At 43.8% G+C, this 14,313-nt stretch carries 14 protein-coding genes; all 14 read right to left on the bottom strand.

Features of this window, described 5'->3' with window-relative positions; genetic code table 11:
• Positions 1-25: 25 nt before the first annotated feature.
• Positions 26-1,438 (bottom strand): oxaloacetate decarboxylase subunit alpha, encoded by a 1,413-nt coding sequence (locus DWW86_RS01400; RefSeq protein ID WP_117942037.1) that lies wholly within the window; start codon positions 1,436-1,438, stop codon positions 26-28.
• Between the two features lie 88 nt (positions 1,439-1,526).
• Positions 1,527-2,675 carry a sodium ion-translocating decarboxylase subunit beta gene (locus tag DWW86_RS01395; RefSeq protein WP_005424527.1) on the bottom strand — a complete coding sequence of 383 codons (1,149 nt, stop codon included), beginning with the start codon at positions 2,673-2,675 and terminating at the stop codon, positions 1,527-1,529.
• A gap of 16 nt (positions 2,676-2,691) precedes the next feature.
• Positions 2,692-3,060 (bottom strand): biotin/lipoyl-binding carrier protein, encoded by a 369-nt coding sequence (locus DWW86_RS01390; RefSeq protein WP_015542636.1) that lies wholly within the window; start codon positions 3,058-3,060, stop codon positions 2,692-2,694.
• A 22-nt stretch (positions 3,061-3,082) separates the two neighbouring features.
• Complete coding sequence (locus DWW86_RS01385) at positions 3,083-3,829, bottom strand: OadG family transporter subunit (protein ID WP_072521196.1); 747 nt, start codon at positions 3,827-3,829, stop codon at positions 3,083-3,085.
• A 13-nt stretch (positions 3,830-3,842) separates the two neighbouring features.
• Positions 3,843-5,279: an acyl-CoA carboxylase subunit beta gene (locus DWW86_RS01380; RefSeq protein WP_072521197.1), complete on the bottom strand. Its 1,437-nt coding sequence runs from the start codon at positions 5,277-5,279 to the stop codon at positions 3,843-3,845.
• Between the two features lie 232 nt (positions 5,280-5,511).
• On the bottom strand, positions 5,512-6,750 hold the full coding sequence (locus DWW86_RS01375; RefSeq protein WP_117942036.1) for a D-alanyl-D-alanine carboxypeptidase family protein: 1,239 nt from the start codon (positions 6,748-6,750) through the stop codon (positions 5,512-5,514).
• A gap of 61 nt (positions 6,751-6,811) precedes the next feature.
• Positions 6,812-7,606, bottom strand: a complete 795-nt coding sequence (locus tag DWW86_RS01370; RefSeq protein WP_117942035.1) for a zinc dependent phospholipase C family protein — start codon at positions 7,604-7,606, stop codon at positions 6,812-6,814.
• A 62-nt stretch (positions 7,607-7,668) separates the two neighbouring features.
• Positions 7,669-8,238, bottom strand: a complete 570-nt coding sequence (scpB, locus tag DWW86_RS01365) for an SMC-Scp complex subunit ScpB (RefSeq protein ID WP_072521200.1) — start codon at positions 8,236-8,238, stop codon at positions 7,669-7,671.
• A 21-nt stretch (positions 8,239-8,259) separates the two neighbouring features.
• Complete coding sequence (locus tag DWW86_RS01360; RefSeq protein ID WP_117942034.1) at positions 8,260-9,045, bottom strand: segregation and condensation protein A; 786 nt, start codon at positions 9,043-9,045, stop codon at positions 8,260-8,262.
• Complete coding sequence (locus DWW86_RS01355; RefSeq protein WP_072521202.1) at positions 9,029-9,883, bottom strand: metallophosphoesterase; 855 nt, start codon at positions 9,881-9,883, stop codon at positions 9,029-9,031. Before DWW86_RS01355 ends, DWW86_RS01360 begins: the two co-directional genes overlap by 17 nt.
• A 20-nt stretch (positions 9,884-9,903) precedes the next feature.
• The gene (locus tag DWW86_RS01350) at positions 9,904-10,932 is read right to left on the bottom strand and encodes a molybdopterin-binding protein (RefSeq protein ID WP_117942033.1); all 1,029 of its coding nucleotides are present in this window, start codon (positions 10,930-10,932) and stop codon (positions 9,904-9,906) included.
• A gap of 155 nt (positions 10,933-11,087) precedes the next feature.
• Positions 11,088-12,272 carry a D-alanyl-D-alanine carboxypeptidase family protein gene (locus tag DWW86_RS01345; RefSeq protein WP_117942032.1) on the bottom strand — a complete coding sequence of 395 codons (1,185 nt, stop codon included), beginning with the start codon at positions 12,270-12,272 and terminating at the stop codon, positions 11,088-11,090.
• 148 nt (positions 12,273-12,420) lie between these two features.
• Positions 12,421-13,983: a cardiolipin synthase gene (gene cls / locus DWW86_RS01340; RefSeq protein ID WP_117942031.1), complete on the bottom strand. Its 1,563-nt coding sequence runs from the start codon at positions 13,981-13,983 to the stop codon at positions 12,421-12,423.
• Between the two features lie 101 nt (positions 13,984-14,084).
• Positions 14,085-14,261 (bottom strand): 30S ribosomal protein S21, encoded by a 177-nt coding sequence (gene rpsU / locus DWW86_RS01335; protein ID WP_004222305.1) that lies wholly within the window; start codon positions 14,259-14,261, stop codon positions 14,085-14,087.
• Positions 14,262-14,313 lie beyond the last annotated feature (52 nt).

The raw sequence follows: 14,313 nt of genomic DNA, 5'->3' as shown, positions 1-14,313 counted from the left end.
AATCTGACGGGCCTGTACCTTTGTTTTATACCGGATATGCTCCGTTCTTTGTATCTGCTGCTTTTTCGTCTACTTTTTTCTCCTGTGCCTGACGATACTTGAAGAAATCCGTAGCTACCTGTGGGAACAGTGCATAGGATAATACGTCCTCATCCTGCTCTTTGTAAGGAGCAACTTCTTTTTCGAGTTTGTCCAACTCATTGTCAATAAGATCAGCCGGACGGCATGTGATCGGTTCAGCATCACCGATGCATTTTTTCTGTACTTCCGGATTGAATGGCTTAACAGTTGCACCGTATTTTCCTAAGAGAATGTCTTTTGTCTCTTTTGTAACCATTTTGTATCTCTCGCCCATGAGTACGTTGAATACAGCCTGTGTACCAACAATCTGGGAAGACGGAGTAACGAGCGGTGGCTCACCGAGGTCTTTACGTACCTTCGGAACTTCTTCCAGAACATCGTAGAATTTGTCTTCTGCGTGCTGTTCTTTCAGCTGAGATGTCAGGTTGGAAAGCATTCCGCCTGGTACCTGATACAAAAGAGTCTTGATGTTTACACCAAGGTTCTTCGGATTGAGAAGTCCGCTGTCAAGTGCATCATCACGGATCGGACGGAAGTAATCAGCAATCTCAGCGAGGAGTTTCTGATCAAATCCTGTGTCGTATGGTGTGCCTTTGAAGGTCTCAACCATAACTTCTGTTGCCGGCTGTGATGTACCGAGAGCAAATGGAGACATTGCTGTATCGATGATATCAACGCCTGCTTCTACTGCTTTCAGGTATGTCATGGAAGCAACACCGGATGTGTAATGTGTATGAAGATCAATCGGAATGCTGACAGCATCTTTGAGTGCTCCAACAAGCTCAGTTGCTTTGTATGGAAGCAGAAGACCTGCCATATCTTTGATACAGATAGAATCTGCACCCATCTCTTCGATACGTTTTGCGATGTTTACCCAGTAATCAAGTGTGTATGCATCACCTAATGTATAAGAAAGAGCAACCTGTGCATGTGCTTTTTCTTTGTTGGCAGCTTTGACAGCTGTCTGAAGGTTACGCATATCGTTAAGGCAGTCAAAAATACGGATGATGTCGATTCCGTTTGCAGCAGATTTCTGTACGAAGTACTCTACTACATCGTCTGCGTATGGACGATATCCAAGGATATTCTGTCCACGGAACAGCATCTGAAGTTTGGTGTTTTTGAAGCCGTCACGTAATTTACGAAGTCTTTCCCATGGGTCTTCTTTGAGGAAACGAAGGGAAGCATCGAAAGTAGCTCCACCCCAGCACTCTACTGCATGGTAGCCGACTTTATCCATTTTATCAACGATTGGGAGCATCTGTTCTGTGGTAAGTCTAGTTGCGATCAGAGACTGATGCGCATCACGGAGAACAGTTTCCACAATTTTTACAGGTTTTTTTTCTAATTCAGCCATTATGTTTTCTCCTTGTATTTTTTATACGGAAGTTTGAATCAATAAATTCAGACTTCGCCAAAGGCTCGTCTTCATTCAGTTCATCAAATTAAACTCCAAAGATTGCCATGAATGTTCCGGCTGCAACGGCTGTACCGATTACACCGGCTACGTTTGGTCCCATCGCATGCATCAGCAGGAAGTTTGTAGGATCTGCTTCTGCACCGACCTTCTGAGAAACTCGTGCTGCCATAGGAACGGCAGATACACCTGCGGAACCAATCAGAGGATTGATCTTTCCACCGGAGAGTTTGCACATCAGTTTACCAAGCATACATCCACCGAACGTACCGAATGCGAATGCTACAAGCCCGAGAACAACGATTTTCAGAGTATCAACATTAAGGAATGCTTCTGCACTTGTGGAAGCGCCTACAGATGTACCAAGCAGGATAACTACGATGTACATCAGGGCATTGGATGCAGTCTCTGTAAGCTGTTTAACAACACCTGATTCACGGAACAGGTTACCGAGCATCAGCATACCTACCAGCGGAGCTGTTGTAGGAAGAAGTAAGCATACGACGATAGTGATTACGATCGGGAAAAGAATTTTTTCCAGTTTGCTTACCGGACGAAGCTGATCCATTTTGATTTTACGTTCTTTCTCTGTAGTACAGAGTTTCATGATCGGTGGCTGAATGATTGGAACCAGTGACATATAAGAGTATGCCGCCACCGCGATCGGTCCCATTAATGTGGTTTGTCCGAGTTTTCCGGCAAGGAAAATGGAGGTAGGACCATCTGCACCGCCGATAATGGAAATTGCCGCTGCTGCTTTTCCGTTGAATCCAAGGAAGATTGCAAGGAAGTAAGCAACATAGATACCAAGCTGTGCAGCTGCTCCGAGAAGGAAACTCTTCGGATTGGCAATCAGCGGACCGAAGTCTGTCATCGCACCAACACCCATGAAGATCAGGGATGGAAGGATACTCCACTCATCAAGCAGGTAGAAGTAATGCAGAAGACCACCAACACCGTTGGACATGTCTTCCGGATTTGCCATAATGTCCGGGTAGATGTTTACCAGAAGCATACCAAAAGCGATTGGAACCAGAAGAAGCGGTTCAAATCCTTTCTTGATAGCAAGGAATAAGAATACACACGCCACCGCAATCATCAGGTAGTTTCCCCATGTAAGGTTGAAGAATGCTGTCTGATGGATCAGGTTGGACAAGGTTTCTGTTACATAAGACATTTGATTACCTCCCGTCCTAGTTCATTGTAGCCAGAGTATCTCCGTTTTCTACGGATGCACCTTCGGATGTATCGATGCTGGCTACTGTACCATCCTGTGGAGCAACAACCGGGATTTCCATTTTCATGGATTCCAGAATGATGATATTGTCACCGGCTTTTACTGCCTGGCCGGCAGATGCTACGATTTTGAGAACTTTGCCCGGTACGGAAGCGGTAACTTTGACTGCGCCTGCACCTGCTGCCGGAGCTGCTGCTTTTGGTGCTGCTGCCGGAGCGGCCTTAGGAGCTGCAACTGGTGCTGCTGCCGGAGCGGAAACGCTGCCTGTTTCTTCTACAGTAACTTCATATGCTGTTCCGTTTACAGTGATTGTATAACTTTTCATTTTAAATCCTCCTAATTGTCAATTACCTTTTTTTGCGGTTAATTTTGCGGATGGAACGAACAACAAATCCGTCTGTTGAAGTTCCTTCGGATGCTGCGATAGCTGCTGCGATCACGGCAATCAGTTCTGAATTGTCAGCTTCCTGTACAGGATCTGCTGCAACCGTAGCCGGTGTCGGAGCTGCTGCTGCCTCTTCTGCCGCTTTTTTCTTTGCTTTCGCTTCCTGTGCTCCGGATCCCGGAATAAACTGGAACAGGGAGATCAGGAAAATCAGCATAATAAGAATTACAAATACGGTTCCAAGTCCCATAACTGTATTCAGCGCTGCATTTTTCATAGTAGTAGCAAAAGAATATTTAACATCTACAGAAAGTGATGTAGGTGTCAGGTTCTTGTCGAATACGTAAATGAATTCAGCATCTTCTTTTTCAAAAGTAACAGGTACGGTTGCTGTATATTCATCATTGGAATATTCAATTTCAACAGAGCCTGTCTCTTTCATATCGCCGAGTTCTTCTTTTGCACCATTCCATGCAGTCATAGCATTTTCTGTAAAGTCGTCACCGGATTCCATGTATGCTTCAATCTGCTCATCAGTCAGCGGAATAATGGTTTCGGTCAGTCCCTCAGCGGTTGTTTCGATAGTTGTTTTTGTCTGATCGTCAATTTCACCGTCTGCCAGAACCAGTGATGCACCGGAAAATGTAATGGATGCGGCACATACAACTGCTGTCAGGACGGAGGAAGCTTTTTTAAACATCTGATTCATATGCTCACCTCACTTAGACTGTGCCATGTTTTTTGGATGGACGGTCTTCTCTCTTTGTGAAAAGCATTTCAAAAGCTCCGATTACGTATTTACGTGTATCAGCAGGAGCGATCACTGTGTCAACATAGCCTCTTGCTGCTGCGGATTCTACATTGGACTGAAGTTCTCTGTATGCAGCTGTTTTTTCGTTCAGAACGGAAGCTTCTTCACCCGGATACATGATCTTTGCTGCGAGAGAAGCATCCATCATACCGATTTCTGCGTTGTCCCATGCATATACAAGATCTGCACCTACGGATTTGCTGTTCATTGCTACATATGCTGTACCATATGCTTTACCGATCACAACATTTACTTTCGGAACGGTTGCATCAGCAAATGCATGGATCATTTCACCAACTGCTTTTGCAATCATTTTTTCGCTGCAGAGAGTTGCTTTGAATCCTGTAACATTGGTAAGTGTCAGAACAGGGATATCAAATGCATCACAGAATTTTACAAATCCGGCTGCTTTTCTTGCGCCTCTTGCAGAGATGGTTCCGTCGAATTCTTCGGCTTTGTTGCCCTCTGCATCATACACTTCTGTTCTGTTTGCTACTGCACCAACAGTTGCTCCGTTCAGGCGAAGGAAACCTGTAACAACGTCTTTGCCGTAATCTTTCTTTGTCTCGAAAAAGATACCATTATCAGCAATTCTGGAAAGTGCAATGGATGTATCTCCGGCACATGCTGCGATGTCATCGCATGTACGGTTGAGATCATCTGTGCATTCTACGAAAGAATCATTGTCTTCAAAGTTTGAAGGAAGAAGGCCAATCAGCTGGCGGATCTGTCCGAGGATTTCTTCTTCAGAACCTGTGCCGTCGATAAGACCTGTCTCTTCGCTCTGGAATGCTGCTGCGGCTGTATCACATTTTTCAGTGTAGTTGCCGTCCAGTGCGTTCGGGCTGTTTACAAACATTTTGCCATTCTTGGATTCGATGAATGTAAAGTCTGTAAGTGCCGGGATGATTGCCATACCGCCACCGCATGTACCGAAAACTGCTGTGATCTGCGGAATCATTCCGGAAGCCAGTGTCTGTTTCAGGTAAATGGAACCAAATGCCTCAAGAGCATCAGTTGCTTCCTGAAGACGCATACCTGCACAGTCAACAAGACCGATTACAGGAGCTCCTGTCTTCATTGCAAGATCATACAGAGCGGTAATCTTTCTGGCATGCATTTCGCCGACGGTTCCGTTTAATACGGAAGCATCCTGGCTGTATACATATACAAGATTTCCGTCAATTACACCATATCCGGTGATAACACCGTCTGAAGGCGCTTTTGTTTCAGTTAAATTGAAATCAGTGGCTCTGGCTGTTACACTTTTTCCGATTTCAACAAAACTGTTTGCGTCAAGCAAAGAAGTGATTCTTGTGCCTGCTAAGCTTTGTGTTGCATTACTCATTCTTTCTTGCCCTCCATTTTATAAAATTTTAAATATAACCAAAATTTTAGCCGATTATAATTGTAACCTTTTTTGAAGTAGATTTCAACATTTTTCATGTTTTTTTGTTAAAACTTTAACTTCCTGTGTCGTTTAATGTACAGTGTTTGCTTTTCTGCCGATATATTTACAAAAAAACTTCTCCCGGTAAAGGAGAAGTTTTCGATGCTCTATTCTGGATTTCGGATGTTCATTAATGAAAGAAATTTCTGAAAACAAGTTCTGCGCAATACAAAAACGTGATTCTGTCAACGTTCTGTACGGCAAGTATCGGAAAAGATGCAATCTTCTGCCCGTTGAGCATATAAACAACTCTGCCTATCTGCTCTCCTTTTCTGACCGGTGCCTGCAATTCGTTTTTCAGACGTACCTGATATTGCAGGCGGTCATCATTATTCAGAAGAATCTTCTGCTGTTTCTCATCTTCAGTAGCTTTGACCTGACCTCTGATGTAGATGGTGCCATCCGGTAAAAAATCATCTGTATGGGAATCACTCTCCGGGATGCCGCCTTTTACCGGGATATAGGACAGATCTGGCTCCTGCCAGAAACTGCGGTAGTAAAAATTATTTTTGCCGTAATCCAGAAGTTTTAGTGTATCGTGCCATTTGTAAGTTTTGTGTCCGGGCCATCCGGCGGCAAGAAGTGCAATGATAAATATACGGTCATCTTTTTGAACGGCACAGACATAACAGTATCCGGCATCACCGGTAAATCCGGTTTTTCCGGCGAGCACTCCGTCTGTCATGGAAAATAGTGCATTTGTATTATGAACAGAAAAAGTCCGTTTTTTACTCAGGTCAGAAAAAGAATACTCTTTTGTCTGTGCAATTTTTAAGAATACCTTATTTTTGATGGCATAACGCATGATCAGGGCAAGATCCGATGCAGTTGTGTGATGTGTCCCATCACTGTCTTCGGCATCCAGTCCGTTGGGCGTAATGAAATGTGTATCCATGCATCCGATCTCACGTGCTTTGGCATTCATCATGTCGGAAAATCCCTCTACGGAACCGCCGATATGTTCAGCAATTGCTACGGCAGAATCATTGTGGCTCTGAAGGAGCAGAGAATACAAAAGGTCTTCCAGATAATACTGCTCACCTTTTTGAAGTCCGAGTTTTACCTGCGGCTGAGAAACTGCATTGGCAGATATCTGTACGTAGTCATCACCATCACCGTTTTCCAGTGCAAGAATGCAGGTAAGGACTTTCGTTGTGCTGGCATTCGGACGGGGCAGTTCTCCCTCTTTTTCATAAAGGATCCTGCCCGAGTCTGCATCCATCAGAACGGCAGACAGTGCATACAGATCATCCGAAAGCTGTGGCACCATCAGAATTGCATGATCCAGAGACCCGGCATGAACCGGAAGTTGACAACACAGATTACATATAAGAATTACATAGATAAACACACTGCATCTGAATTTCATAGTCCACCTCACTTATATGGACTATTTTATGCAGACAGGCAGACTTTATTCCCGGAGACTGTTATCCGTTATAAGTATGATGCCAGCGGTCTGACAGTGGCTGATCGTGTATGGAAAGCTGATACAGTTCAGTAAGCTCTTCCGATGCGGCAAGAAGTGCCTTATCAAACAGTGTGTGTAATTTATGGACCGGTACAGCACTTCCGGGAATGGGATCTTTTTCCATAAAGTATTCCATCATTTCAGCAGAAAGCTTTTTGCCTGCAATGCGAGACAAAAAGGTAAGAAAGTTTTTCCTTCTGCCGTGATTATCATAAACAAGGCAGTTGGTGATCAGTTTCATGAGTTTCAGAGAAGTATGGATCTCACGGGTACGGATCTTCGGAATTGCCCTGTGAATCACGCATGCATAGGTGATATGTGGTATAACACCACATGACGGATAATAACGATAAGGATTTTTGCCGGTTTCAAGCATCAGGGTGCGGTCAAATTCCTTTTCAAGGAGCGTATGTGAGATCACTTTTTTTTCTGCCATTTCATATACGTATGGATGACAGGTACTGTCGAGCAGATAGTGGCATGCAAAGCCAAGAAGATATGCCAACAGTTTTTCGTCTTTTTTCTGTCGTACAATCGTCATGCCTCTTTCGAAAAAAGGAGCTGCTGCTTCGCGGTGCATAGCAATTCCGGTACCGGTAACTCTGGCATTTGGAATGTCATAAAAAAGAATATCCGGTCCGTGCAGGCCAATTCGAAAAAGATTTTTGTTTTTTCGGATGACCTGTTTGATTTCAGGATTCAGAAAGGCATATGCTTTCTGACCGAATAAATCATGGGCATAGGTAGTGGGCATAGGATACATCCTTTCTTTTTTATGGGTTTGTCGGTTTTATAAAGTAATTTGCCTGTGAAGGTTCAGACATCCAGACGAAGCTGAATCTCCTCTTCAGCTTCTGCCTTAAAATCTTCCAGGCGTACCGGATCTACAGAAGGCAGTTCCTCAAGGCCCTGTACTCCGAAGCAACGTAAAAACTCTTCAGTGGTACCAAAAAGGATCGGACGCCCCGGAGCATCCAGACGTCCAAGTTCTTTGACAAGTTCGTATTCGACCAGTTTGTTGATCGCATGGTCACATTTTACGCCTCGGATCTTTTCGATTTCAGCTTTTGTAACAGGCTGTTTATATGCAATAATAGACAGTGTCTCCAGCATGACGTCAGTAAGTGCGGGCTTTTTGGGGTGCATTGCAAGACGTATCAGACACTCATAGTATTCTTTTTTGCTGCACATCTGGTAAGACTGCTCAAGTTCTATGATCTGAATGCCACGATCCTCCTGTTGGTAACGGTCCATCATATTCTGCAGGATTTTCCGTGTTGTTTCTTTGTCCTGCTGGATCGCGTCTGCAATCTGTGCAAGTTCAACGGAATTTCCCATGGTAAATAAGATGGCCTCGATCGCGGCTTCCAATTTCTTTATTTCCATATATTTATCCTCAATTTCTTCTTATTCGTCGGCAAATTCTGTCAGATGCATCCAGGTATCCGGCTCCTGTACGACATCTACCTGAATATCATCAAAAAGTTCTTCCTGACGAATATGAATATATCCCATTTTCATAAGTTCCAGAATGGACAGGAAGGTTACAATCACCTGCACACGGGAAGACTGTTTGGTCAGAAGCTGGCGAAAACTAAATTTACGATGCTGTGCGGCGTAAGTTTTCATGGAGAGCATTTTGTCTGAAAGACTGACTTCTTCCTTTTCAATGGTGCCGAATTTGCTTCGGATCGGGTCTATTTTAGCCTCCTGTCGTTTCAGGATAGACTGATAAATGCTGTTCAGTTTTTGGAGGGTCAGACCTTCAAGAAGCTCTGAAGGATCCACTGGTTCTTTGTATTTCAGTACTTCATCCGGAAGATCGGGAGTTCTGAAAAACACACCGGCTGCATTGTCCATATAATCTTTAAGTTCATAGGACATGTACTTGTACATCTTATATTCAAGAAGCTTCTGGACAAGTTCTTCTCGCGGATCTTCCTCTTCTCCCTCATCATTGATTTCCTTCGGAAGGAGCATTTTGCATTTGATGTCAAGCAGGGTTGCTGCCATGACCATAAATTCACTCATGGTGCCAAGGTCTTCTTTTTCCATGGAGTGCAGATACTCCATATACTGATCGGTGATTTCTACGATCGGGATGTCATATATATCAATTTTGTTTTTTTCGATGAGGTGAAGGAGAAGGTCAAGCGGTCCTTCAAATACATTGATTTTAACGGGAATTGCCATTTCCGTGTACCTTTCTGTTTTTGTGTGGATGCCCGGTGTGCTTCCGGGCAGGAACAAGATCAACAAGAATCAGTTCCCGTGGGTTATGGATGCGGACCGGAATCGTGTGTTCTCCAAGTCCGGCACTGACTATCATGTGCTGACTGCCTCTGGTAAATTTACCGCAGCAGTAAGGCGGAAGAAAAAGATACTGTGGGCAGGTAAGTCCATGGTTTTCATTAAGACGAAGAATTCCTCCGTGATAATGACCGGATAGTATCAGATCGGCACCCCATGAAAAATACGTATTACCGTATTTGGGATTGTGCGCAAGCAGTACATTAACTCCCGGCTGCGAAGGCATAGCGATGAGTTCCTCCATAGTGGTAAGACTGAGGGAGGGGGAATTGGGCTTGTGATAATATTCGATTGGAAGTTCGAGCCCGTGAAAAACAAAGTCACTGCCCTGAAGTTCAACTGCCATATGTTCGTTGTGCAAAAAACAGATCCCGGCGCTGGTCAGCAGTTTTTCATAATTCAGATAAAAGTTCCTGGTTTCCGGATTAAGATACATCTTGTATTCATGATTGCCAAGCACATAAAAAACAGGAGCAATCTCGCACAGACGCAAAAAAAGCCCTGCTGCTGCTTCGAGAGTTTCCGTCGATCCGTGAACGACCATGTCGCCCACGACAAGGATGGCATCTGGGTTTGCATCGATGATTGCTTTGTACAGTGTCTGATGATTTTTGCCAAATACAAGCCCGTGCAGATCAGCAAGGACTGCAAAAGTAACTTTACGATGTCCGGTAAGTCCGGCACAGGATATGCTATATGTGCGTGTTCTGAATGTTTTCATGTATCTCCTCTGTTAAAAAATTATTTACCGAATCCACAGGCCGGAAAAGTACAGACATCACAGTTCAGGCAAAGGCCGCCTTCTCCATAGGCCCAGATTTCGTCTGCACGAACGGGATCATCCGCCATGATCCGTGGAAGGATCAGATCAAAAACAGTTCTGCGGGCATACATGACACAGCCAGGAAGTCCGATGATCGGAATGGTTCTGCCATCCTTGTGATAATATGCCAGCAGTAACATGGCACCCGGAAGTACCGGTGCTCCGTAGGTGACGATATCAGCGCCGGTATCTTTAATGGCACCCGGGGTGCGGTCATCAGGATCTACGCTCATACCTCCACTACACAGAACCAGATCAGCGCCCGCTTCGATAAAATGAAGAATATCAGAAGTAATCGTCTGGCGGTCGTCACCCGGCAGAGTCTGCCCGATCATCTGGCAGTTGTATTCGGAGAGTTTCTCTTTCAGTACCGGAGTAAAAGTATCTTTGATCAGACCCTTTTGTACTTCACTTCCGGTTGTAACGATACCGGCTTTTTTTGTATGAAAAGGAAGCAGGGAAAAAATCGACTCTTCGCCTGCCGCTTCTACTGCCCGATCCATTTTTTCCTTTTCAATGACAAGTGGAATAATTCGTGTACCGGCAATTTTGGCACCTTTTTTTACCGGGAAATCACCATGTCTTGAAGCAATCATCATTTCGCCGAGACTGTTGACCGCTATAAGTGCATCTCGTCGAATTTTGAGAAGTCCATCGCAGTCTGCAATCAGTTCGATTTTACCTTCTTTGATATCACTTCCGTGCATGTGGGAATCGGCGCAGATGCGGTACAAAATCTCCGCGGCTTCATTCTCATGGAGAACACCCTCCTGCTTTTCCCATACATAGAGATGTTCCTTTCCTACAGAAAGAAGAAGTGGAATATCTTCTTCTTTTACGATGTGGCCTTTTTTGAAGAGAACACCTTTCTTTTCGTCTTTGATGATCTGTGTAATGTCATGACATAATACATGCCCCACAGCATTTTCAGTTTTGATTTCTTTCATTTGTTCTGCATGCTCCTGTCTTCAGATGATCTGCTGAATAACCATTTAGATTTTATTATACCTCGTATGCCATAATCTTGTCAAAATATTTCCGCGTGCACGAGATGCTGTCTGAAACAGCGTTACAGCCCGCTTCGTTCACAGTAACGAAACCGCTACAGACAGAAGGCATCAAAGGTTTGTAAAAGGCAGTCTGAAAAGCGCAAACGTGCAACAGATTCTGCATATAGTATCGGGATTCGACCGAGTTCCTGTCCGTTTTGGGGATGAAGATAGATTATCTCTCCTGCTTTACTGTCGGCGCTAAGAGGTGCCTCAGCCTTATCGGGAAGTTTAAGCTCTTTCCCCGGCGTTGTTATTTTTTCTCCATCTGTACTTACATATCGAAATGTATCTGCATACTTTAAGGACACTTTGGAAGAAATTCCCTTTTGTACTGTAATTTCCGGGAGAGGATCCGGCTGCTCATCAATATACAGACTGCAGCGGGCAAAACCGTAATCCAGAAGAGATGCGGCATCTTTTAACCTTGCTTTATAATCCGGAGCAGCCATTACAATGGAAAGAAGGGAAAGTCCGCCACGTTCTGCCACTGCTGAAAGACAAAATTTTGCTTTGCTGGTGCTGCCTGTTTTGAGCCCCTTGCATCCCGGATATGTACGGATCAGACGATTGGTATTTGTAAGACCGAATTCCTTTGTTCCTTGTGCAGTAACGTGGGTGATGTTTTCCATCCAGATTGAGGAATATTCAAAAATCTGAGGATGATTTCGAATCAGTTCTCGGCTCATAAGCGCAATATCATAGGCTGTTGTATAATGGGCATCAGAATCAGTCAGACCACAACAGTCGGCAAAATGTGTGTTTTTCATACCAAGTTCCAAAGCGCGCTGATTCATTCGGTCCACAAAGCTCTGCTCACTCCCTGCAATATGTTCTGCCATTGCAACACTGGCATCATTCCCGGAAGCAATGACAATGCATTTGATCATGGTCTCAACGTTTTGCTGTTCGCCCTCTTCAAGAAAGACCTGTGATCCACCCATAGATTTTGCATGTGCGCTTGTGGTGACTATATCGTCCAGAGACAATTTTCCGGATTCGAGTTGTTCAAAAATCAGAAGTAATGTCATGACTTTTGTGACGCTCGCCGGACTTCTTCTGGTATTACTGTCCTTTTCATAAAGGATTTTGCCTGTTTCGACTTCCATCAGAATTCCGCTGGCTGCTGAAATTTCAAGGGAAGTATTTTCGGTTTCTGCTAAGACGGGAAATATTGTTCCCAGAATCATACAGATAGTCAATAGAATTCCTGTGATCCGCAGTTGTTTTCTTTTCATAGTGACCTCACAAAATTCTGCTTGTTATTATTGTAGGGACAGCTTATAAAAAATATGCCTTTTATATAGGGATGAATAAACAAAAACAGAACATCTTCCATGAGAAATATACTTCATGAAAAATATTCTGCAATTATTTCCTGACTGATCAGAGTAAAGGGGCAAAAAGCCGTAAGATGCTCTGAAATGCCCGGACAACAATATTTCTGTTCTTACAGAAGTCAATGCTGATCGGATCACAGTATTTTAAAGTTTGGTTAAAATCATCAAGGATATCCTGAATGACTTTGTTCTTATAGAACCATACCCCATTTTCGAAATGGAGATACAGACTTCGGTAATCCAGGTTGATTGTTCCTACGACTGCTATCTCATCGTCACACACAAAAGATTTTGCATGCAGAAAACCAGGCTGGTATTCATAGATGCGGACGCCTGCTTCCAGAAGCTGCTCATAATAAGACTGCGTGAGTAAAAAGACCATCTTCTTATCAGGAATTCCAGGTGTCATAATGCGGATATCCACGCCGCTTTTGGCAGCAAGGCAGAGCGCTGTCATCATTTCATTATCAATAATCAGGTAAGGGGTACAGATATAGACATATTTACGTGCACGGTTAATGATGTTCAGATAAACATTTTCACCTACGATTTCTCCATCCAGAGGGGTATCACTGTATGGCTGCACAAATCCATTGCCTGCAAATGGCTCCTGATGAAACCTGTGCGGCATGTGTATTTCATGGTCAATCGGTTCGCTGGAATTGTTGATCACATTCCACATATGCAAAAACATGACAGTCATATTCCAGACAGCCTCTCCCTTTAACATGACGGCAGTATCCTTCCAGTGACCGAAACGCTTCTTCTGATTAATATATTCATCGGCAAGGTTGATTCCGCCGGTAAAACCGGTATGTCCATCAATGACGCAGATCTTGCGGTGATCACGGTTATTCTGTACGATATTGAGCAGAGGGCGGAATGGATTAAATATCCGACACTGAATGCCTTTTTCTTTCAGAAAACGGTCGTAATGATATGGTAAAGTGGTCAGACAGCCGAAACCGTCATAAATCAGACGGACATCAACTCCTTCTGATGCCTTGCGTTCCAGTATATCAAGGATCGTACGCCACATCACGCCATCGTTGATGATGAAGTATTCAATATAAATATAATGCCGTGCCTGTTCAAGTTCGCGGACAAGAACAGGAAACATATCATCTCCCACCTGAAAATACTCTGCGGTAGTATTTTCGTGTACCGGGAAACTGGAATATCGGAGAATGTAGTTGGACTGTACTGCAGCAGACAGTGAATCAACTTCCAGATGTCTGATTGTTTCTTTTTTAGACTCCATAAACGGAATGCTTTCTTTCTGTACCTGAGCATATTTATTCTGAATTGCCTGAGCGATTCGTGATTTACCAAACAGAAGATACAGCATAACGCCGAAAACAGGGGAAACGAGAATCAGGATCGTCCATCCGAGTTTGTAGGACGGATTGATTTTTTTGTTTACGATCCAGAGCACAACTAAAACACTGATGATAGCAATCGCGTTTGAAATATATTTAGAATATGCTGCCAGTCTCCAGACGGTGATCATCAGCCATGCGAGCTGAAGCATCAGGGCGACGGCAACATAGAAAATTCGATTGAATAATAACTGTAAAATTTTCTTGAAGGTATGAATAATTCGATGCATATAATTCCCTTTAGTTTACTTATACAGTATTGTTAAATAGGTGACGATTGATAATCTTAAAAATCCCTGACGGAATTGTCGTCAGGGATTTTTGCGCACAATTAATTATATTTACGTTTTCTTGCGGCTTCAGATTTTTTCTTACGACGAACGCTTGGTTTCTCGTAATGCTCTCTCTTGCGGATTTCCTGCTGGATACCTGCTTTTGCACAGCTTCTCTTGAATCTGCGAAGAGCGCTATCTAAAGTCTCGTTTTCTTTTACGATAACGTTTGACATAGACTCACACCTAACCTCCCTCCAGTTGTAGATTGTGCTAAAATACAACTGT

The organism is Ruminococcus sp. AF17-22AC (genome assembly GCF_003460065.1).
Taxonomy (GTDB): Bacteria; Bacillota; Clostridia; order Lachnospirales; family Lachnospiraceae; genus Blautia_A.
Note: the sequence above shows the minus strand (reverse complement) of the source record. Positions and strands in the feature narration are given on the sequence as shown.

Excerpts from the sequence above, each read along its gene's own strand:
- DWW86_RS01400 (WP_117942037.1), bottom strand. The coding sequence starts at position 1,438 with ATGGCTGAATTAGAAAAAAAACCTGTAAAAATTGTGGAAACTGTTCTC.
- DWW86_RS01395 (WP_005424527.1), bottom strand. The coding sequence starts at position 2,675 with ATGTCTTATGTAACAGAAACCTTGTCCAACCTGATCCATCAGACAGCA.
- DWW86_RS01390 (WP_015542636.1), bottom strand. The coding sequence starts at position 3,060 with ATGAAAAGTTATACAATCACTGTAAACGGAACAGCATATGAAGTTACT.
- DWW86_RS01385 (WP_072521196.1), bottom strand. The coding sequence starts at position 3,829 with ATGAATCAGATGTTTAAAAAAGCTTCCTCCGTCCTGACAGCAGTTGTA.
- DWW86_RS01380 (WP_072521197.1), bottom strand. The coding sequence starts at position 5,279 with ATGAGTAATGCAACACAAAGCTTAGCAGGCACAAGAATCACTTCTTTG.
- DWW86_RS01375 (WP_117942036.1), bottom strand. The coding sequence starts at position 6,750 with ATGAAATTCAGATGCAGTGTGTTTATCTATGTAATTCTTATATGTAAT.
- DWW86_RS01370 (WP_117942035.1), bottom strand. The coding sequence starts at position 7,606 with ATGCCCACTACCTATGCCCATGATTTATTCGGTCAGAAAGCATATGCC.
- scpB (WP_072521200.1), bottom strand. The coding sequence starts at position 8,238 with ATGGAAATAAAGAAATTGGAAGCCGCGATCGAGGCCATCTTATTTACC.
- DWW86_RS01360 (WP_117942034.1), bottom strand. The coding sequence starts at position 9,045 with ATGGCAATTCCCGTTAAAATCAATGTATTTGAAGGACCGCTTGACCTT.
- DWW86_RS01355 (WP_072521202.1), bottom strand. The coding sequence starts at position 9,883 with ATGAAAACATTCAGAACACGCACATATAGCATATCCTGTGCCGGACTT.
- DWW86_RS01350 (WP_117942033.1), bottom strand. The coding sequence starts at position 10,932 with ATGAAAGAAATCAAAACTGAAAATGCTGTGGGGCATGTATTATGTCAT.
- DWW86_RS01345 (WP_117942032.1), bottom strand. The coding sequence starts at position 12,272 with ATGAAAAGAAAACAACTGCGGATCACAGGAATTCTATTGACTATCTGT.
- cls (WP_117942031.1), bottom strand. The coding sequence starts at position 13,983 with ATGCATCGAATTATTCATACCTTCAAGAAAATTTTACAGTTATTATTC.
- rpsU (WP_004222305.1), bottom strand. The coding sequence starts at position 14,261 with ATGTCAAACGTTATCGTAAAAGAAAACGAGACTTTAGATAGCGCTCTT.